The 21,072-nt window shown below is 42.1% G+C and carries 19 protein-coding genes; 11 read left to right on the forward strand and 8 right to left on the reverse strand.

What is annotated here, in order from left to right; translation table 11 throughout:
• Nucleotides 1-164: 164 nt before the first annotated feature.
• The 6 genes from AAEY75_RS01135 to AAEY75_RS01160 all read left to right on the forward strand — a co-directional run bounded on the left by AAEY75_RS01135 (nt 165) and on the right by AAEY75_RS01160 (nt 7,256).
• On the forward strand, nt 165-1,781 hold the full coding sequence (locus AAEY75_RS01135) for a flavin monoamine oxidase family protein (RefSeq protein WP_352257887.1): 1,617 nt from the start codon (nt 165-167) through the stop codon (nt 1,779-1,781).
• A 151-nt stretch (nt 1,782-1,932) separates the two neighbouring features.
• Nucleotides 1,933-2,547 carry a c-type cytochrome gene (locus AAEY75_RS01140; RefSeq protein WP_502944359.1) on the forward strand — a complete coding sequence of 205 codons (615 nt, stop codon included), beginning with the start codon at nt 1,933-1,935 and terminating at the stop codon, nt 2,545-2,547.
• An 805-nt stretch (nt 2,548-3,352) separates the two neighbouring features.
• Complete coding sequence (locus AAEY75_RS01145) at nt 3,353-4,585, forward strand: patatin-like phospholipase family protein (RefSeq protein WP_352257891.1); 1,233 nt, start codon at nt 3,353-3,355, stop codon at nt 4,583-4,585.
• Nucleotides 4,586-4,808: 223 nt separating this feature from the next.
• Entirely contained in the window at nt 4,809-5,504 is a 696-nt protein-coding gene (locus AAEY75_RS01150) for a haloacid dehalogenase type II (protein ID WP_352257893.1), read from the forward strand.
• Between the two features lie 94 nt (nt 5,505-5,598).
• A complete protein-coding gene (locus tag AAEY75_RS01155; RefSeq protein WP_352257895.1) occupies nt 5,599-6,027 on the forward strand; it encodes a DUF6789 family protein in 429 nt (142 codons plus the stop codon).
• A 317-nt stretch (nt 6,028-6,344) separates the two neighbouring features.
• A complete protein-coding gene (locus AAEY75_RS01160; RefSeq protein WP_201551578.1) occupies nt 6,345-7,256 on the forward strand; it encodes a haloalkane dehalogenase in 912 nt (303 codons plus the stop codon).
• Nucleotides 7,257-7,618: 362 nt separating this feature from the next.
• Here the strand turns inward: AAEY75_RS01160 and AAEY75_RS01165 are convergent, their stop codons facing one another.
• Both AAEY75_RS01165 and AAEY75_RS01170 read right to left on the reverse strand, forming a co-directional pair.
• Complete coding sequence (locus tag AAEY75_RS01165; protein WP_201551579.1) at nt 7,619-7,792, reverse strand: hypothetical protein; 174 nt, start codon at nt 7,790-7,792, stop codon at nt 7,619-7,621.
• A 143-nt stretch (nt 7,793-7,935) separates the two neighbouring features.
• The gene (locus tag AAEY75_RS01170; protein WP_194196394.1) at nt 7,936-8,571 is read right to left on the reverse strand and encodes a DUF411 domain-containing protein; all 636 of its coding nucleotides are present in this window, start codon (nt 8,569-8,571) and stop codon (nt 7,936-7,938) included.
• Between the two features lie 484 nt (nt 8,572-9,055).
• Between AAEY75_RS01170 and AAEY75_RS01175 the strand changes: the two genes are divergently transcribed.
• The 4 genes from AAEY75_RS01175 to AAEY75_RS01190 all read left to right on the forward strand — a co-directional run bounded on the left by AAEY75_RS01175 (nt 9,056) and on the right by AAEY75_RS01190 (nt 12,572).
• Nucleotides 9,056-9,775: a heavy metal response regulator transcription factor gene (locus tag AAEY75_RS01175; protein ID WP_352257898.1), complete on the forward strand. Its 720-nt coding sequence runs from the start codon at nt 9,056-9,058 to the stop codon at nt 9,773-9,775.
• Nucleotides 9,765-11,249 carry a histidine kinase dimerization/phospho-acceptor domain-containing protein gene (locus AAEY75_RS01180; RefSeq protein WP_352257900.1) on the forward strand — a complete coding sequence of 495 codons (1,485 nt, stop codon included), beginning with the start codon at nt 9,765-9,767 and terminating at the stop codon, nt 11,247-11,249. Before AAEY75_RS01175 ends, AAEY75_RS01180 begins: the two co-directional genes overlap by 11 nt.
• Before the next feature lie 639 nt (nt 11,250-11,888).
• Entirely contained in the window at nt 11,889-12,149 is a 261-nt protein-coding gene (locus tag AAEY75_RS01185; RefSeq protein WP_201551586.1) for a hypothetical protein, read from the forward strand.
• A 69-nt stretch (nt 12,150-12,218) separates the two neighbouring features.
• A complete protein-coding gene (locus AAEY75_RS01190) occupies nt 12,219-12,572 on the forward strand; it encodes a hypothetical protein (RefSeq protein WP_201551588.1) in 354 nt (117 codons plus the stop codon).
• Between the two features lie 254 nt (nt 12,573-12,826).
• On the opposite strand, the gene AAEY75_RS01195 is transcribed toward AAEY75_RS01190, so the two are convergent.
• Entirely contained in the window at nt 12,827-13,474 is a 648-nt protein-coding gene (locus AAEY75_RS01195; protein WP_201551590.1) for a glutathione S-transferase, read from the reverse strand.
• Nucleotides 13,475-13,566: 92 nt separating this feature from the next.
• Nucleotides 13,567-15,213, reverse strand: a complete 1,647-nt coding sequence (locus tag AAEY75_RS01200) for a phosphatase PAP2 family protein (protein ID WP_352258240.1) — start codon at nt 15,211-15,213, stop codon at nt 13,567-13,569.
• A 519-nt stretch (nt 15,214-15,732) separates the two neighbouring features.
• On the opposite strand from AAEY75_RS01200, the gene AAEY75_RS01205 reads away from it, so the two are divergent.
• Nucleotides 15,733-16,728 (forward strand): YHYH protein, encoded by a 996-nt coding sequence (locus AAEY75_RS01205; RefSeq protein ID WP_352257903.1) that lies wholly within the window; start codon nt 15,733-15,735, stop codon nt 16,726-16,728.
• A 259-nt stretch (nt 16,729-16,987) separates the two neighbouring features.
• Here the strand turns inward: AAEY75_RS01205 and AAEY75_RS01210 are convergent, their stop codons facing one another.
• From AAEY75_RS01210 to AAEY75_RS01225, 4 genes are all read right to left on the reverse strand, one after another.
• The gene (locus AAEY75_RS01210) at nt 16,988-17,842 is read right to left on the reverse strand and encodes a hypothetical protein (protein ID WP_352257905.1); all 855 of its coding nucleotides are present in this window, start codon (nt 17,840-17,842) and stop codon (nt 16,988-16,990) included.
• Nucleotides 17,829-18,845 carry a YHYH protein gene (locus AAEY75_RS01215; protein WP_352257907.1) on the reverse strand — a complete coding sequence of 339 codons (1,017 nt, stop codon included), beginning with the start codon at nt 18,843-18,845 and terminating at the stop codon, nt 17,829-17,831. The genes AAEY75_RS01210 and AAEY75_RS01215 overlap by 14 nt, the downstream gene beginning before the upstream one ends.
• A gap of 208 nt (nt 18,846-19,053) precedes the next feature.
• Entirely contained in the window at nt 19,054-20,277 is a 1,224-nt protein-coding gene (locus tag AAEY75_RS01220; protein WP_352257909.1) for a YHYH protein, read from the reverse strand.
• Nucleotides 20,278-20,454: 177 nt separating this feature from the next.
• Nucleotides 20,455-20,988, reverse strand: a complete 534-nt coding sequence (locus tag AAEY75_RS01225; RefSeq protein ID WP_197216992.1) for a YbhB/YbcL family Raf kinase inhibitor-like protein — start codon at nt 20,986-20,988, stop codon at nt 20,455-20,457.
• Nucleotides 20,989-21,072 lie beyond the last annotated feature (84 nt).

Raw genomic sequence — 21,072 nt, forward strand, 5'->3', positions numbered from 1 at the left:
TAATTGAACAGTTTGCGTCTCATGTAGTTGATTCAGTTTGAAAGAGAGTCAAGGCAACCGAGTGCAGATGTATATGTAATACTTTAAGCGAGGTTAACGCTGTCACTCTTTTATAGAGGATTGACTATAGCAATATAGAGACTGAGCACCACAAGGACATTTAAATGAAAGATTTGCTGCATTCCCCTACACGGCGACAACTGCTCTCGATGATTGGTAAGACGGCTGGCGCGACGGCCATGTATCAGGCAATGACCACATTGGGCTTCGCTTCCGAGTCTAGCTTTCAAAAAGAAATAGATCTAAAAGGCGCACCTGCTGGGGCCAGCATCGTTATCCTAGGTGCTGGATTGGGTGGGCTGACAGCGGCTTATGAATTACGCAAAGCAGGCTATAAAGTTACTGTCCTTGAGTACCAAAATCGCGGCGGAGGACGCAGTTGGACGCTAAATAGCGGGGATAAATACACAGAATTAGGAGGCGAAGAAGTCACCTGCGACTTCGAAAAAGGCAACTACTTCAATGGTGGACCATGGCGACTGCCCGTGCATCACTATGCGGTCTTTCATTATTGCAAAAAGTTCAATGTGGCATTACAGCCCTTTATTCAAACCAATGATCGTGCTTACCTGCATCGTACCAACCACTTCAATGGTGCGCCGCAGCGCTTGGGTGACGTGCAAAGCGATATTCGTGGCTATGTATCAGAGCTATTATCCAAAGCCGTCAATAAAGGCAGCTTGGATGATACGGTGACTAAAGAAGACAAAGAAAAACTGTTAGAAGGTCTCAAAGGTTGGGGCGTGCTCGATACTGATTATCGCTATGTCAGAAGCCATGAAACGGGGAAACATCGTGGTTATAGTGTCTATCCAGGTGGTGGGCTGATGCCCGATGCCCAACCCTCTACGCCCATTCCAATGGACAAACTGCTCAGTTCAGGCATGTGGTCTGATCTCTATAACAACTATACGGTTCATGTGCATCAACCCGCTATGTTCCAGCCCGTTGGTGGTATGGGTAAAATCGGTGATGCTTTCACTCGTGAATGCCGCGATATGATTCAGTTCAATGCTAAGGTAACTAAGATTCATCAAGATGAAACGGGTGTCACGGTTGATTATGTCGATGCCAGCAACTCTGAAAGCGGTAACTTAACAAGTAGCGTTAAAAGTATTCGTGCTGATTGGTGTATTTGCAATATTCCACTGTCAGTATTGACGCAAATTGACATCAATGTCTCAGAGCCAATGAAGCAAGCCATGGCTGCAGTGCCTTATGACACCTCCTATAAAGTAGGACTTGAGTTTAAGCGACGATTTTGGGAAGAGGATGAATGGATATACGGCGGCATCACTTATACGGATCTGCCCATTACCCAAATCTCCTACCCTTCACAAGATTTATTTACCTCAGGTTCAGGCGTGTTATTAGGTGCTTATGGCTTTGGAGAAGCATCTTATAAATTCAATGCGTTAACGCCAAAAGAGCGAATTAACGTTGCTTTAGAATATGGCAAATATATTCATCCGCAATACACCAAAGAGTTCCGCGCAGGTACATCAGTCGCTTGGCATCGTATTCCTTGGTCACTCGGCTGCTATGGCATTTGGAGTGAGTCGAGCCGTCAGCAGTATTACGAGTCGCTTTGTAGTATTGACCATCGTATTGTATTAGCGGGTGAGCATTGTTCTCATATTCCTGCTTGGCAAGAAGGTGCGATACTCTCAGGGCTAGACGCAGCCAAGCGCCTACATCAAAAGGCCAAGAAACTTGGATAGCACATCTTTAAATAATAAGTCTTTGGTTAACAAGTCTGGCGTTGAAGCAAGAATGATAACAATGAGACTAGGCACATTAGGAACAATCATGAATATGGTGACATCAAACCCAATCCAATCATCTAGCCCGCTTAGCTCGGGTAAGGCAATAATGACCCTCGTTGTTGGTGGATCGATAGCGTTGATAACGTTGTCAGGCTGTAGTCAGCATAGAACCGAGAACGCCGCTACTATCGCCAGCCAGCAAACAGCGCCCATGGTGTTTGACGATCAAGCTAGCCGCAATAATGGGGCTTGGGGTGGTGTCTATCTATCAAAAGAAGCGCTGACACGCCCGCCTATGGATATCGTCGACGTCAGTGCTATACCAAAAATGAGTAACGATGCCAATCTGCAAAAATGGCTAGCCAAATTTGAAGGCAGTACACAAGGCAAAACTGGGTTTTTCGCTACGGATGGTAAGAAGCTTTATGACGACTCATGTGCAGGCTGTCATATGCTCAAAGGTGAAGGTGCACAGGGAGCGGGTTACTACCCACCGTTGGCCAACAACAGTAAAATGGAGTCTAAATATTATATTATTAGCATTCTTATCAACGGATTGCGCGGTATGCCCTCTTTTCATAGCATGATGGATGATCAGCAGATAGCTGCGGTTACCCAATATGTGCATAGCGATTTAAATAACTATACTGATATAGTGACAACTGACAACGTATCTCAGCTACGCCATGACTTTCCACCTGGCTCTGATCCTAGCGAATAAGTATGCTAAGGACGGCTAATATATGGTCATTCTCAATCATCAGACTTCAGGCTGCCGCATGATTGTTTAGCGCTCTTTAGAGCAGACCATTTCTATATTAAAACGAAAATACCTGTCTTCTAGAGGTATCGATCTTAAACACGCCGCTATCAAAACTGAAGGACTACTTAATTTTATCTTGACTGACCATTGCTATGCCGTTACTGTTTATATGTAGCAATCGTATTATTGTTGATTCAGTTTAAAAGAGAGACCAGGCAACCGAGTGCAGATGTATATGGGATACTTCAAGCGAGGTTAACGCTGTCATTCTTTTATAGAAGATTGACTATATTGACTGCCATTTACATTATCAACTGTACGCATCAGCTATCTATCATAAGAAAGGTCAATACAATAATCGTCAAACGCTCTCTAAAACCTCATAAAAAGTGTCACGGATAGCCGCTTTGAAATAACTGAGAGACAAGAGGCCTGACCTATAGTTGAGTTCAAATAATTTCGATATAAGGAAACCGAGTGCAAGCTATACATTAGTATGGTTAGCGAGGATGACGGTGTAGCGAATTTATGTGGATTTGACTATATATATTTTGAGGTAGTTTGCATGCGTATATATCTATCTACTTACTACGAACGCCTACTTCAAAGGCTATCACACTACATAGCTGCGCCTCGATTACGCTTCATCCTTTTCCTCTTAATGCTTATCCTTATATCTAGCCTATTGACGGGTTGTACGCAACGAGTCTGGAACGAACCCATAGCGGATAAAACCACCACTCGTTACGACTTTGATAATAATTTGCCCCAAAACTCAGATGATGTCTTTGTGGTTCTCGCCTTTTCTGGTGGTGGCACACGGGCAGCAGCGCTTAGCTACGGCGTGCTCGAAAAACTGCGTGATACACCCGTGACTATCAATGGCGTCGAGCGTCGACTGTTAGATGAAGTAGATGTCATCTCCTCAGTATCAGGTGGCAGTTACACCGCTGCTTATTACGGCTTGTTTGGTGATGATATTTTTAAGCAGTTTGCGCCAGAGTTTCTGTATGAAGACTGGCAGTCTCGGCTGATCAAGCTTGCATTACGCCCAAAAAGCCTAATCGCTATGAGCAGCTCTGAATACAATCGAGGCGATCTGGTAGCGGATAACTTAGACAGCAGTCTGTTTCAGCAAAAGACCTTTGCGGATATGGGTCGAGGCAAACTACCTTATGTCATCCTCAATGCCAGTGACCTAAATAACGCCATGACGTTCTCATTCACTCAGCAGCAATTTGATTTTTTATGTTCAGATTTATCGAGCTATCCCGTGGCCAATGCAGTGATGGCCTCTTCGTCTGTGCCTGGCATCTTTGCTCCCATCGCCCTACGTAACTTTTCTGACTGCTCCGAGCGTGGGCAACCTTGGGTGGATAAGGCTTTAAATCAAGACGATCATCTACCGCGCAGTTATGCAATTGCCCGTGCATTAGACCGATATTCACAGCCAGATCGCATGCCTGTCCTTCGGTTGGTAGATGGCGGTGTCACCGATAATCTAGGCGTTCGTGGCTCGATGATGAGTCCTGTGACTCAATATGGCGACGTCCCGAATATGGCTGGTGCATTTAGCCCTGACAAATTGCGTCAGGTCAAACAAGTGCTAATCGTCATTGCCAATGCACAAACCTACTCAGAGCATGAGTGGTCAATAGAGAGTAAAGATCCTAGTTTTCTTGATACCATTTCCGCTGCTAGTGAGGTCGCATTAGGTACTTTGAATAACGAGACTGTCTCATCGGCTAAAAAAGAGTTTTTGCAATGGGGTGAGCATGTGAATGCTCAGCGCGACTCAGACTCTCCTCAAGTTGAGGTGCATTTTTCGGTATTAACCTTTGATCAAGTGAAAGATAAAAACGAACGTGCAAAGTTCGATGCAATGCCAACGACTTTTCACTTGCAACCTGAGCAAGTCGATGATTTGCGCTCGCTTGGCAGCAGTCTGCTTGATCAATCTGAAGAATTTCAAAACTTTCGCAATGCTCTTCAGTGATATATAACCAAGTCTTCTAAGCGAAAGAATATAAGCAAGTTAAGCGAAGCGAGCTATTTAAAAATCTCGATTGAGCTTAACCATTAAATTTGAGTGATTACTCAAATTAACTTGAATGCTTGCTTAAGTCCAGTTACTGTAATAGCTACTGATGCTGTTGCTCTAATACTTATAACTGCAAAGCACCTATATTTAAAATTCTTATATATTAAAAGGAGCTTTTATGCCCTCTAACCTATCTCCCTCAATCATCGTATTTGATGTTAATGAGACATTACTAGATATCGATACCCTCACACCTTTATTTGCTCGTCTGTTCGACAACGAAAATATATTAAGAGAATGGTTCGCTCAGTTGGTGCTGTATTCGCAAGCCATGACCTTATCCAGTCTTTATACATCTTTCGGTGAGCTCGGTGTTGGCGCATTACAGATGACAGCTGATATCCATCAAGTCACACTCACCGATGATGATATCCAAGAATTCAAAACTCGCATGGGTAATATGCCCGCTCATCCTGACGCTGCACCTGCTTTGACCAAACTACGTGCGGCAGGGTTTAGACTCGTGACATTGACCAATTCAGCGAGTAGCACCTCCCCTACACCACTTGAAAAAGCAGGATTGAGTGAATTTTTTGAGCAGTCTTTTAGTGTTGAGACGGTAGCGAAGTTCAAGCCTGCACCTGAGACCTATCAAATGGTGGCAAACGAGCTGTCAGTTGAGATGTCTGATATGTGCCTAGTGGCTTCTCATCTTTGGGATACGATTGGCGCACAAGCAGCTGGTTGCCAAGGGGCATTTCTCACACGGCCTTACAACGCTATGTTACCCGCGCCTAATGTTCCAACCCCTAACTTTATAGCGTCAGATCTTGTCACACTGGTTGAGCAAATTATATCAAAAAAGAAAAAATAACCTTAAAACTATAAAACTATAAAACTATAAAACTATAAAACTATAAAACTATAAAACTATAAAACTATAAAACTATAAAAAAGGAACATTTATCATGAATAAATATATAGCAGGAATAATTGCAGGCTTTATCGCTACTATCGTCATGTCTTTGCTACTCATGTTCAAAAGTATGATGGGACTAATGCCTGATTTTGACATCATCGCGATGATCGCATCCAAAATGGGTGGTAGTAAAGCCATTGCTTTGGTGGCTCACTTTATGATTGGTTCTATCGGCTACGGTATTGGCATCGCATTAGCATCTGGTAATAATTTACATAGAAACTTCGTCGGACTAGGTATCGGGATAGGTTTTGTAGGTTGGCTTGTGATGATGGTTGCCGTGATGCCAATAATGGGCAAAGCGATGTTTGGCTTAGATATGCCAAGCGGTGTCATGATACCTATCGCAACCTTGATGCTACACATTGTCTTTGGCGTGGTATTAGGTAAAGCCTATACCAAGCTTGTTCATAAATAATAAAGCCTATATACAACAATCCATTTATTAATGAAGTTTGAATTTACCCCTATTGATACGCCATATCACTCATACCTTTTTCAGCACTCTCTATGTTGCATGAACAAAGGTATGTAAGATATAGTCTTTATTTGAAGTGTTTTTTAAATATACAAGGCGAGCTTGTTCATTATAGTAGATACCTCTGCTGATTAAGATGACTACCCGTCGAAGTAGATAGAATGTCGAAGTAGATAGAGTATAGTTATTACATCACGTACCAAAAGCCCTACCCTAAAGTCACATTTAATGGACCTAAACGATAACAAGGATGATATATGAAAGTACTTAGAACCCCTGATTCGTGTTTTGCGAACCTATCTGATTACGACTTTGAGCCGAACTACTTAATGGTCGACGATAGCGAAGGGGGTGAACTACGTGTGCATTACCTCGACGAAGGCCCAAAAGATGCCGCTCCAGTATTATTGTTACACGGAGAGCCTTCATGGTCTTATCTATATCGCAAAGTCATCCCAATATTAACTGCCGCTGGTCATCGTGTGATTGCCCCAGACCTTCCTGGTTTTGGACGTTCAGACAAACCTGCGTCTCGTGAAGACTATACCTACCAGCGTCACGTCGACTGGATGCAATCGGTACTTGATCAATTAGATTTGAAGGACATTACCCTGTTTTGTCAAGATTGGGGTGGTCTGATCGGACTTCGTCTTGTAGCCGCACACCCAGATAAATTTACTCGGGTAGCCGCTGGTAATACCATGCTCCCTACAGGCGACCATGATCCAGGGGAAGGCTTTCGCAAATGGCAAAAATTCTCACAAGAAACGCCACTATTCAATGTAGGCGGTGCTATCAAGAGCGGTACTACCACAGAGCTATCACAGGCGGTAATCGACGCTTATGACGCACCATTCCCTGATGAGTCTTATAAAGAAGGCGCTAGACAGTTCCCTGTACTCGTACCTACAACACCGAATGATCCTGCCTCAAACAATAACCGTGCGGCTTGGGTTGAACTGAGTAAATGGACAAAACCGTTCATCACTCTGTTCAGCGATTCAGATCCGGTCACTAACGGTGGTGATAAGATAATGCAAAAGCTTATTCCGGGAACTAAAGGCCAAAACCATACGATTATTACTAATGGTGGGCACTTCCTTCAAGAAGATCAAGGTGAAACATTGGGCGAGCTTTTGGTTACGTTCATTAATGACAACCCTGAATAACCTTTTTTACTATAGTTGGTTCAATATAATTTGGATACAAGGAAGCCGAGTGAAAGTGCTACGAGTAGTAGGCTAAGCGAGACTGACACCGTACCCAATTTATAGAGGATTGACTATAACTGGCAATCCTTTAATAAGCATTTGATAGCAGAGCATTAGAAAATATATTAAATGACGTCATCACCATACCATTAGGGCTGGCAATTTTATTAAATTGCCAGCCCTATTAAATTGTTCATCTCTATTTATGGTATATCACACTGAATCAAACGCTCCGTCGAGAACCATCAGCTTAAAACAACCTCTGACAACTTGGGACAGACACATTATCTCTATCCCCTGCTGCCAGATACGGTCGTTTATTATGCAATTGCTGCTGGCTTGCGTAAGTGTTTTATCAGTGCGATGCCAGCTAATATGAGTACTGCAAATAGCAATAGTGCAAATAGCATACACATCATCATGCCACCCATGCCCATACCTTGCATCATGGTTCCGTTCATCATTGATCCATTCATAGCGGTATCGCTCATCATTATATTTCTCCATGGTTCTAAATTTATAGTACTGATATCAAAAATGATGTTAAAGCATTTCATTTTCAATAGGTTGTTTTGTTAATAATAATAGGTATAAGGTGCTCGATATTAATAATTGATAATGATCACACCATACAGGGCTATAGTTGCTGCTGAGCAGACGTAATATCAACATATACTTCTGTTGTGCCATCTTTATTCATCTGCATTACTTGGTACGGCATAAATTTATCTTGTTGCTCCATACCAGGACTGCCCACTGGCATACCTGGTACAGCAAGGCCAATGGCTTGGGCGGGCGGGCTCGCTAAGAACTGCGCCATATATTTTGCAGGCACATGACCTTCAAAGACGTAGCCATCTGCGGTAACAGCGGTATGACAAGTACGCATCTGCTGCGGAACATCATAACGATCTTTAAATAAAGACAAGTCTTCAGGGTGTTGAACACTTGCATCCAAACCATGACTTTCTATGTGTTCTATCCAGTCCTCACAACAGCCGCAATCTGGCGTTTTGTAGACAGTGGCTGAAACATTTTTAAGTGATGTAGACGAGTCGGTTACAGGAGTCATGACTGGCTCTATCTCAGCAGCGCTTGTCTGTACTGCTTGCGAGTCAGTAGTGGCAGATTTATCGTTTGATATACTTTGTATATTCTGTGCATCCGTACTTGGTTGGCTACAAGCAAAGAGTAACGATGTCAGCGCCACTAATAAAATATGACTCGATATCTTGCGATGCCTATATGTATAAGTACTACTCTCGTGTCTCATAAGACCGCCTCTAATTTGTTTCGTACCAAGATTAATTTAATATTGAGATATGCTTGTGTTTCAATATGCACCAATCAAGCCGCCATTGATTTGAGTGACCACATCAGGAAATTCTATTGGTTTGATTAGATGCTAATAAAAGTGATAGGGCTAGCAGGATTGACATTACAGTCCATTAAATCAGCATGGAGTATACACGGTTGATTCTGACTGATAGATGACACCAACATGACAATTTTGTCATGTTGGTGTCTTTGGATTCTAATGCGCGACCGTTTCCTTTAATATGACGTTGAAATTCTATGATTATGTCAGCTGTATGATTTCTATCAAACATATACTGCCACACAGAATTGACGCATCAAAAACTGATATAACTTGAATCCTAGACACCTGATAGCATTAATGGCATCTACCCTATTCACGCCCATGCCCATGCACTTCAGTTATGATAAATACGCGCATCATACTAAATAGAGAAAATATGAAAGTACTACTGGTTGAAGATGAAATAAAACTCGGTGAATATGTCAAAAAAGGCTTAACCGAAGCAGGTTTTATTGTAGACCACTATATGACTGGTTTAGATGGTCATCATGCGTTGATGACGGATGATTTCAGCGTGGTAGTCATGGATGTCATGTTGCCAGACATTAGCGGCTTTGAGTTAATCCGCAATTATAGAGCGGCTGGAAACTATACGCCTGTATTATTTTTGACGGCAAAAGATGATCTGAGCGACAGAATCAAAGGTATTGAGATTGGTGGTGATGACTATCTGACCAAGCCTTTTGCTTTTGCTGAATTGATTGTGAGAATCAAGAGCTTGCTACGCCGTGCTAATCAAGCAGATTATAAAAGCAGCATCATGCAAATCGCAGACTTAAAGATGGATCTCTCCAAGCGCACAGTCAATAGAGGTCACACCACCATAAAACTTACTGCTAAAGAGTTCTCTCTACTGCAGTTCTTTTTAGAGCACCATGGCGAGGTATTACCGCGCTCTGTCATTGCCTCTCAAGTCTGGGATATGAACTTTGATAGTGACACCAACGTCATTGATGTTGCCATTCGTCGTTTGCGTCTAAAAATCGATGATGACTTTGATATAAAACTGATTCATACCGTACGAGGTATGGGTTATAAGTTAGATGTACCCGACGATAGCAATGACAACGCTGAGTACGCACACAATGAAGAGTAATATCCACAATCGGCGCTTGCCTTTGTTATGGCGTACTATTTTCTTACTAACGATATTTGTCGTTATCTCTCAAGCCATCATCTATATCTGGGTTCAGCGCTCTGTCAGTAACCATTTCGATCAAATGGATACTGAAATGCTGTCTCATGCCGCCTTCAACCTGCGCAAGCGTGTCAATAGCACTGATGAACAAACGACTTTATCTAATGCTTTGACATTATCTGCACCTGCTGATGCGGATCACCTGCATTCTTCATGGCTTGATTACGATATAAAAACCCTTATTTTTGATAAAAACGGAAATCTGCTATCGAGCGCCCCTAGCGGATTTTCAGCCTTTTTACCCGAAGACTTTCAAGTATTGCCATTATGGGACACCTACCATGAGCAACAGTTTTCATTGGCAATGAACGGTAAAAACTACCATGCCATTATTATTCAAAACAACCAAACATTGGCACTGATTGCCTTACCTATCGATGTTCATCAGCAATACCTATTACACTTCAATCGTCAGTTAAGTATTATTTTAGGGGTTATCACCCTGCTACTGATATCAGTGGCCGCCATGAGTGTCTACTGGGGTTTTGCACCGCTATCTACCATCGTCCAAAAAATGAAAGGCATTAATCCTGAGCGCTTGGATGAAAGAGTCATCGTTACTGATATGCCTCGAGAGCTACGACCACTGGCTGAATCTTACAATCTCATGATGGCAACCCTTGAAAGCAATTTTGAATCGCTGTCTCGCTTTTCAGATAATATTGCGCACGAGCTACGCACTCCGCTTGCCACGCTCAGCACCCAAACTCAGGTGATGCTCAGCAAAAATAGAAGCTGCAATGAATATGTCGAACAACTGCATCATCAGCATGACACCCTTGAGCAGCTATCTGCGCTAATCAACAATATGCTACTGCTCGCAAAAACCCAAAAAGGACTGTCTGACTCACAGCTCAATAATATCGATACCGAGTCAATGATGACCAACCTTATCTCTTACTATGAGCTGGTAGCGGAAGAGCGTAACATTACCTTTCAAAAGACAGGTAACTTCCAAGCCGTATTGGGAGATGAAAGTTTATTGCAGAGATTATTTGCCAATTTGATATCAAATGCCACTTATTATGCAGCGAGTGATAGTAGCATCACTATTGAAGCCTTTTCGACTGGAGATTCAACGCTGACGCATACAACTAGGAGTGGTCTACAAAAGGTATCATCACCTGCATTAAAGCAGCCTCCTATAAAAATCGTGATGACCAATCGTTTAGATGAGCCAATGATACAGTTAGAGGTAGATAAATTATCTGAGCGTTTTTATCGTCATCATAAGACAGACAACAAGCACACAGGAGCGGGCTTAGGATTATCAATCGTCCAAACGATTGCACAAGCTCATAAAGGTAATGTCAGCGTGACTATTAAAGATGATTATTACTTTCAAGTCAGTGTTGAGCTATTGAGGGCTTAATTTAAGTGAGAGCCATCTAAATTATGGCGGTACGTTAACGATGGGTTAGAAAAACTCAGTGCTAATTAGTACTAAACAGGAACAACCACCACATCACTTCTCTCTTGCCATGGCTGAAACTCAGTCATGGCTTTCTTGTATAAATAATAAGTTAGTACTATCAGCTAGCAACTCTTCTAAATTCCGTACCCCCTGCCTATTGCCAACATGCTGTCTGACTCATCTCTCAATGATAGTCTGGATACTCACCAAGCAACATATCATTCGCCAGCTTATTGCTCGCTGTCATAACAGCAAACTCTATTCGTATCACAATCCATTAATAATACAGTCGCTTACTATAGCGACTAACAAGCTTATCAGAATGTATCAAACCCTCAAAGGGAAAAGCAAAGTAATGATATTAAGTAAGTATCCTCTCTAGAGTATTGCTAATTTTCCTATCACTCGCACAACTCACGTGCGTTAGTGTGAATGATTGAATATTGGCTAGAAAACGTCACCTTTCTTTAACTTTCATAAACGTACGTAACACTGCAATCCGTTATGATTTCCTTATTCGATAGAGCGACGTTCTATTTATATTTCTAACCATTCAATAAATACTCATACTTATAATGAGATTAAAAGGACCTTACTATGAAAAACATTAACTTGAAAAATATCGCCATCAGTTCACTAATTGCTGTATCTACTTGCTTTGCAATGGTCGGCACAGCAAATGCCGCACCACAAGTGATCGTTGTCAAAGAAAAACCTAAAGCAACACAAGTAGTAGTCGTTAAAAAAGTCCAGCCTAAAGCGAAAAAAGTGGTCGTTGTTAAAGCAAAACATAAGGCCAAGCAAGTTGTCGTAGCGAAAGCAAAACATCCAACAAAAAAAGTGGTCGTCGTTCGATAGAGCAAATTTATATTCATACCTCTTTAACCACTTAATAAATGCTTATAATGAGCTTAAAAGGGCTTTACCATGAAAAAATTCAACATGAAAAACATTGCCATCAGCTCACTAATTGCTGTATCTACTTGCTTTGCTGCGATTGGTCAAGCAAACGCTGCGCCCCAACCAGATACGCATCATTTGACCCAAAAACAAAAAAATTCGATAGAGGCCAAGCAAAAAGCCAAGCACAATGCAGAAATTAAAGCCAAAGCTAAACATAAGGCAGAATCAAAGTATCACTCAGATCTGAAATCGAAACAAAAAGCCAAGCATGATGCAGAGCTGCGAGCAAAACAAAAAGCTAAGCAGAAAGACGCGCATCATGACAGCAAAACAAAGCACAAAGATAGTAAGTTCGAACAAGATAGAAAACATGGATAAGTAAAGAGAGCTGTTATTCATGTCTATTTACACGACTGTATTAGACTTACAGCTTTGGGTCTACTGATGACAGACCCTAGGGCGTGTCCTCATTTTAAAAATGGTGATAAAAATGAGATAAATTGCCGTCAAACGAGGAAAATAGTGCAGATAATATCGAGATATTGACCAACTATTTGACGATGTTTGGCAAAATTTAGCTGTTTTCAGCCCATTTAGAGGACACTCGTTTGAATTGAGGACACGCCCTAATATTAAGAAGAAAAAACCACTACCGCATCTCCCTCTTGCCATGGCTGAAACTTCGTCATGGCTTGTATGAATAATGGATGCGCCAACCAATTTTTTAGCCATAGTTGCAATTTCGGATAAGGCAAACTATAAAAGATATCACGATCTACATGGGCAAACTGACGAATGAACGGCATAATACCAATATCAGCAACAGTCACGCTATTGCCTAGTAGATACGTATTCTTAATCAGTAGCGCTTCTAAATCCTGCAAAAAAACCTCACCTTTTTGTCGATACTCTGTCTGAGTCATTTCAGGATGACGATCGGCATATTTGTAGCGATCTAGCCACTGTTTAAACTCATTGTCGTTTTGTGCCATCAAAGATTTGCCCTGAGATAAAACGCTTTCATCCAGCAGTCCTTGCGGATCTTTTTGCTCAAGCACCCACATCATGATCTCTGCACTCTCTTCAATCACCGACCCATCTGAAAGCTGTAATACTGGTACCGTACCTTTTGGACTAATCGCTAGCATCTGCTCTGGCTTATTCTTTAGCGTGATTTCTCGTAGCTCTACCGGTAACTCGGCAAATAATAAACCAAGACGAGCACGCATAGCATAGGGACAGCGACGAAAAGAGTACAAGCAAGGCAGTGAAGCGTTCATAGATATTTCCATAGTTGAATAGGAATTAAACAGTAGGTAAAGAGTAAATAAAGAGAAGCCAGTAGACACAGACCCACTGACATCAATGTGCATTAAGGAGTTGTTGGATATTCGATAGATTTATAATTGGCCACCGCTTCTACCAATGACTGTGGCAGATAATGCTCTGAAAGATGCGCATGTGGATAATGCTGTTCAATCCACGATTGATAGCTATGAATGGTTAGCGTACCACAATATAATAAATATAAAACCTGCACGCCGATGCTACGTGATAACCCCATCACGCAATGGAAATTGATAATCGTAGTGAGGCTATCCTTTACCTGACCATCTTTTACCTGACTACCCTCTACCTGACTCTCATTATTAGCGTTTATCGCTCGCGTTTCTGCTGATTGTGTCAAAGCTTCAAGTCGCTTAAATAGATCAATATAATCTTTAAGCAATACATCACTCAATGGCTGCAAGTCCAGTAAAGGCAAATATAAGTAATGAACAGGCATCTTAGTGATACCGTTAGCAGCTACTTCAAGATGATAAACATGACTAGATATCTCAGCAGCTAAATCAATGACGATAATCTGATAATGAACTGAGGACGGCAGTTTTTCTGGCAAACTCGGCCATTCTAATGAAGTGCAGTCAAACAGCCAATGCGCTAAATGGCTATGCAAATCAGCCTGCCTCAATCGAGGGGAAGCCACAACTTTGACCCTATCATTAATAGCATATGGTGTGAGCAGATGTCTTTGACTTTTCGAGGCAACTTTAAAATACCACTGTCCCAAAAATGACATACCATTATAAATGATAATGATTGGCGCAAACTTCATCCAAGTATATATGGTGAGTCTTCCACTATTGGACTTTTGAAACCAGCGTGTATCCCGTATTGGCTTGGCCTGTTGATAGGCACAAGCCAACATTATAAAACTGATCAGCCAGTATGAAGCAATAATAATGGCTAAGTTTTCTACAACTTCAGACACTATCATACTCATATTGGCAAGGTAAAACCCTCCTATCGCTATCAATAAAAACCCAATGCTACCCAGTACTAAATACTTGATTACCAGTGCGTTACGGATTCGACTTGAGAGTATGAGCACCGCAACGGCCAACACTGCCCCGCCTAGCATGTCTAGCAAATGATGTTGATATGTCAACACCGTTGAAAGTGCTATCAATGTACATATGCTAATAAGCAATAATCGATAAGCGACTGAAATCCAAAGTTTTTCGGACTCTGCAACATCCCATAATGACACGCCAAGCAATATGGCATAAGTGACATGCAAAGATGGCAACTGATTAAATGGCTTGTCCACCAACTGCAAAAACTGATAGCCGAATTGCGTCCAATCATCAGGTATCACTCGATTGAATGAGAAACTAGCAGGATAAAAATAGAAAATCAAACAGGCAAAAATGGTTGCCAAGATTAAGCGCCATGTCAGTAAGGATAATTGCGTAGATGTCCGTACTAAAAAAAAGCTGACCACAAATAAAATCAACGACCAACTATAAGGAACAATCATAGCTGGAATGAAAGGAATGGCGATATCGAACGGCGTGGCCAAATTATGAATGCTCGAAGGGGCTATCTCGTATAATGAAACACTATACAAAGTCGTCACGTTATAAAGCAGATAAAATATCGATAACGCAATGCACAGATGCCGAAATCGTGTTGGTTTTGATGGCGCACGAGTCGTAGACGAAAGATGTGTAGACACAGTGTTCAATTAAATAGCCTTGAGGTATGCTGAAAGGTTTATAGTCGCTAGGGCGTAATTGATGGATTAAATTATATAAAGTATAGCAAATCACTTTAGATCATATAGTCAAATGCATATAAATTCGTTATCCTCGTTATCCTCGTTATCCTCGTTATCCTCGTTATCCATACTAGTGTATAACTTGCACTCGGCTTCCTTGTATCGGAATTATTTGAACTCAACTATATTTAACGTCTTGAAGACACTTACCTTTATTTCATACCTTTCTATAGCTTCCTATAACTTTCTTCAGTCGTAGCATTTTCAACCAAAGCGCCTTTAATCACAGTACCCTGAATAACAGTGCATTCACACAGCTATAAAAGCTTGATAAACAATCACAAGATTAGTAGCTATCAGTAGCTTACGTGTTTAAAAAATATTTAATCCAAAATAACAAAGGTTATCGACTAGATACTATTTAGTGTTAGCATACTACTTCAAATATTATCTAACATATCTATCAAGGACAGCTGTATGCGACACTATTATATTTTCTTAACTACCTGTATTTTGAGTGGTTGTAATGGCTATATTGCGGATGCTAATGACGCCTCTCAAACTAGTACAGATATTGCCACTCCTGAACACCACTCTCATGGTGAAAATGAAAATCATACGCATGACAGCATTGATATTACCAATAAGATATTAGAAAACCGAGCAACGAATTGTGCCGAATATGCAAACACATATACATCTGATGTTTTGGATATTCAAAGAGATTTAGATTTTGAAGGGAACTTAGAAATAGTATTAGAAAATGGTAAATGTTTGTTTAACACAAACTCAATACCCAACCATAACTTCAATGATGGTGGCGCACATTTTGCAACTGCTGTATCAGAAGTCAATAAAACGTTTAAGGTCACTCAAACACCAACCCCTGCAGCGTCTACAACACCTCTTTCTTTAAGAACAGATAATGCGATTTTTCTAAATGGTGTGAAATTAGATTTGATGGCAGCGGGATGTTTCGGCATAGGTGATGGCAGAATTGGTTGTCACAAGATGAATGCTCCTTTTAGATACGACCCTATGTCACCTGCATCAAGCTTTGGGACAGATTCACATAATGCCCATACTCAGCCAGATGGTACTTATCATTACCATGGCAATCCAAATGCTCTGTTTCATTCAGATCAAGCAATTGAATCACCTATCGTAGGATTTGCAGCCGATGGTTATCCTATTTATGGCTCATATTTCGATGATAATGGCACCGTTAGAAAGGCAGCTTCTAGCTACCAACTTAAATCAGGCACTCGTGTAGCACAAAATGGTATTAACCCCGGTGGAAGTTATGATGGTACTTATATCGATGACTATGAGTATGTAAAAAGCCTGGGCGATTTGGATGAATGTAACGGTATGACCATTAATGGAAGCTATGGCTACTATATTACTGACGCTTATCCATGGGTATTAAAATGCTTTAAAGGAACACCAGACTCTAGTTTTAATAAAAGATAATCACCACCATTATAGTGATAATAAGTTATATTTTTAGCAGAATAAGCGTTTGAATCACACCGCAATGAGTAAGGAAACCGAGTACTATCTATTAGTATGGTTAGCGAAGTTGACACCATAGCAGTCTGAATAATGAGCAGGACATAAAAAAGGCCAGCTCTTTTGAGCTAGCCTTTTAACAAACCTTCGCAGAAACCCCCTACCTCTAAGGTAGCGGGTAGTTCATCAATAAATTCCAGTACGTATTCTACATAAGCACTTACTGTTTTTTCTTAAAAAACCATCTTGCGCCTATCAGCAATACTATCACAGCACCAATGCCTAAGACATAAACAGAACCAAACAAGGTTTTGTCTGCTGTAGCCAATGTCGGTGTGCTTGCTAATTTTATTTTATCATCATCTAAAACACTATCTAGTGCTAGATCATCAGCAGATTCATGCGCATGATTATCTACGTCATGGCTGCTTTCAGCATGGCCATCTTCGTCATGGCTGCCTTCATCATGAGGGTGTCCTTCTTGACCACTTTCATCATGAGTATGCGGTTGAGCATCACCTGCCATAGGCAGTGCATCGCTGTTATTTTGTTGCCATTGACCATCAACTAACTTTAGACTTAGCTGATGTTGATTGCTATCACTAAGCGTATATTGCGTCTTTGGAAATTGGTCAGACAGCAATACGACCGTCATTCGGTTGCCATGTAAGTCTTTAAAGAACGTATTGGTCAAATCAATAGATTCAACCGTATCACCAATACCCTGCGCCTCGGCAGAGAACTGTGTGCCGTGACCCAGCTGTACATTAGGGTTTATTACCTTAATGGGCTGATCATTGATAGATAAGGTCAATGATTTAATAAAGTGCTCATTGGCTAACTGCTGAAACTCCTCCGCCGTTTTGTACGCATCGGGCGAGTACGTTTCGTTAATTTGCGCCTCTACCCCAGTCAATGCGCCGTCTAAACGCACAGAGTAGTTACCATCAGCGGCTTTCGACAGTATAAAAGTCGAGGTATTGGGATTGTGGGCAGTCGCATTGACGCTCACGATACTCAGCCCAAATGCAGCCAAGCACGCAAACGTCGTTGATGACAAACTAGTCTTCCGCATACACACCACGCAGTCCGTCGATAAAGTTGTTATTGCCTGCTTTGTCCACATGGTAATGATACCCTCTCACGTCATCATAATGTCCACGTGCTTCATCCAGATCGGTATATTCGTTGCCATCTGCATCAGTATTGGCATAGATACCATAGCCATCAAGCGCATAGCCAATCATTGGCGCATGACCGTCGTCTTGTGCAATTTTGGTCGTCACACCAGTAGCTGCATGATAATGGTAACCTTCATGAGAATTGATGTGACCACCGGCATCGTCAAACGGTGCAATCGTATAGGCTGACAAAATATTACTGACAGGCGCTGGTGCATCAAAACGTACGCCATTAAAGGCAATACCGCGCACCGATGGGCCTCTAGCTTGAGGGCCTGGACCACCGAACTCAGTGATACTGGCTGAGGCTTTTGGTGTGACTGGAATATAGAAAGTATCGGTCAGGTCTTCTACATATTCTGGCAAGCATTCAACACAATAGTTGCGGTATTCGTCACCAACCTTAGGGTCTGCCGCAGCCACACATTCCTCAAGTGTTGAGGTTTTCATGATTTTACCAGTGGTCTTGTTGTACATATTCCAATTACTGTCACCATAAAACTGTGATAAGTTTTTGATGAACTCACCATCAACATCATGAACCTCACCATCCTCTAACCAAATACCCCCTTTTGAGGCATCATCTGCAATATTGCTTGGACACCATGGCCCCATACCTGTATCGCTTGGCTTGTTTTCGGTAACGATTTTATAGCATTCACCAGTGCTTCCATCTGACAACGAGCATGACACCTTACTAATAGGCTCAACCAAACCATCACTCAAGAAATAAGACGGTTGTACCGAAGGCATAACGGTATCTGCATTTTTGCTAGACACACTGGTCGTGGCGCTTGCATTGGTATTCGACACCTCGCTACTACAAGCGAACAGTCCGCCCGATGCTAGTGTCAATGCTAAGCAGCTTAAGCCAAATTTGGCAGTAGAAAGTTGCATGAATAGTGTCCTCTTTATATGAATAATTGATTAATTCCATATATAAATTAATTGTTAACAATTAGAAAGTTTTAATGAGTCTGACAAAAAATGGAGATGACTAGAATTTTACCCAACCTACAAGCCACACAAATTATTGTTGTAGCTTGTAGGGTTTATAAAATGAGACCCGTATGCAAAAGCTTAGCAAGTCAAAGGGTTGACGAGATCAATCTTGGTTGGGTAATGCAGCTTTCAACGCCGCTTCGGTCACACCGAGGTCTTTGGCAGCAGCGGCAGTGTCGAGCTGTCTTCCGCCATTTTTCATAATCGCGCTTAACAAGTCAGCTTCTGAAACACCAAGTGTTGTCGCTGCCGTATCAAAACCTGGGGGCGTAGCCTGGCCTGGACCTCCTGCTCCTGTGCCATTTTCAGCACCGATGCCTTGTTTGGCAGTGGTCGTGAAGTTATCCTGAGCAACTACACCGCTCAAGCAACTTGGCAAGTTCGGAAACTCTGTCGATGCGTGGTAGTGGTAAGTGCCTTTAGGGTTTTCAAGGGTGGCGCTGGTGTGTCCGTTGCAGGCATCCAGATCGGTCGGTATCTTGCCATCGCTGTCCACGCTACCGTAGATAGCATAACCGTCAAAAGCATAGGCAAACAGGGCATCAGCCTTCTGCTCTAGGGCACAACTAGCATCGACATGGTCATGCTCGAACACTGAGTTGATGTCTGTTGAGGTGGCATGCCAGTGGTACCAGCCACCCGGATCAATATGGCCGCCGCACGTGTCGAGCGCAGGCATGTGTCCGGTTTGTAGCACTGAAGGCGCATCCGCAAAAATAGGCACGCCATCAAGAGCCAACCCAACTTTGGCCACAGTCCCTAGACTGGTTTCTTCGTCAGACTTGACAGGCGACAATGGCAATAAAATAGTCATCTCGACCGATTCATCAGCCGAGGCAGACAAGCAGGCATTACTGACCGTTGGCTGGGTCGTACGCACGTCGACGATATTCACCTTGCCGTCAGCGTCATAGAATTGGTAACCCTGCGTCTCCAACATGGTCAAAAACTTTTCATCGATACGATAGAGCCCTGATTTTTCGCCATCCCAGTTCCAGACACCACCTTTGTCATCTAGCGTCTCTGGGCAAAACGGCCCAATTTTCAAGTTATCAGGTTGATGCTTGACCACTATCTTTGCACACTTGGCAGCGTCGCCGTTTTCTAATGTACAGTCTACAGTTTCAGGGGCCTTTACAAGGGCATCTTGGCTGATGCGTGTCATATCAACACCACCATTAGCAATGCGATCAGCTTCTGAAACTGATAGCGTTTGACTAGTCTCGTTAGCAGCTTCTACCGAATATTGCTCAGCAAGTTGACTACAAGCGGTTAGCGTTAATGCCATACTGATCAGTATGCTATTGTAAAGTATCTTTGTTTTCATAAACCCTCTATTGTGAACAGTAATTATCATAAATTATCAAAAAAAAATTAATCTTGTCACTGGTATTCGACCATGGCTCTAATGACATTGACACTTATAACCCTGACAGCGACTATTTTTTAGTCGATTCGCAGGTGAAAATGGTCGTGTTTTTTATAACGAATACCACGCTACCGATTAAAACTTGCCAAGCTCTAACACGGTTTCTGCAGTGACCGTATTGCCTTTATAGGTTTGAACCGTGACGTAATATTCATGGCCACTACCACCAGAACAAGGTGGCATATAGGCTCCCTCTTTGTCCCAGCCAGCACCGCGATGTTCTGCAATTATTTCAAACCCTTTTGGCATCTCATAACTGTGTCCAGCCACAATCGGTAACTGAACCGCAGTTGCGCCTTTTGGTAGGGTGTAATTCATAATGCCATGCCCGCCATTGTTCATTTTTTTAGAGTCGCGGTCACTGTATACCAACACTACACTGTCTGACCCTGCTGGAATATCAGATACGCTCAGCTTGGGCGTACCTGGATTGACCCCATCAAATTTTTGGCACTGTTGTCCCTTGGGTATCGTTGCTCCATCCCATTTGCTATCCACAAAATTTACATCGAGCGCAAAGGCGTAAGAAGACGTGGTTAGTAACGTCAGTAAAGATAGGTGTTTGATAATATTTTTTGATCGAACAAGTGATTGAATAGAGGTCGACATCGTAAATTTCCTGATAGCTAGTTAGACTGAATAGGTGAAAAATCTCTTATAAAAACACTAATATTAAGACTGTTTTAAAGTTAA

It is taken from the genome of Psychrobacter sp. TB55-MNA-CIBAN-0194, assembly GCF_040309505.1.
In the GTDB taxonomy this organism is placed as follows: domain Bacteria; phylum Pseudomonadota; class Gammaproteobacteria; order Pseudomonadales; family Moraxellaceae; genus Psychrobacter; species Psychrobacter fozii.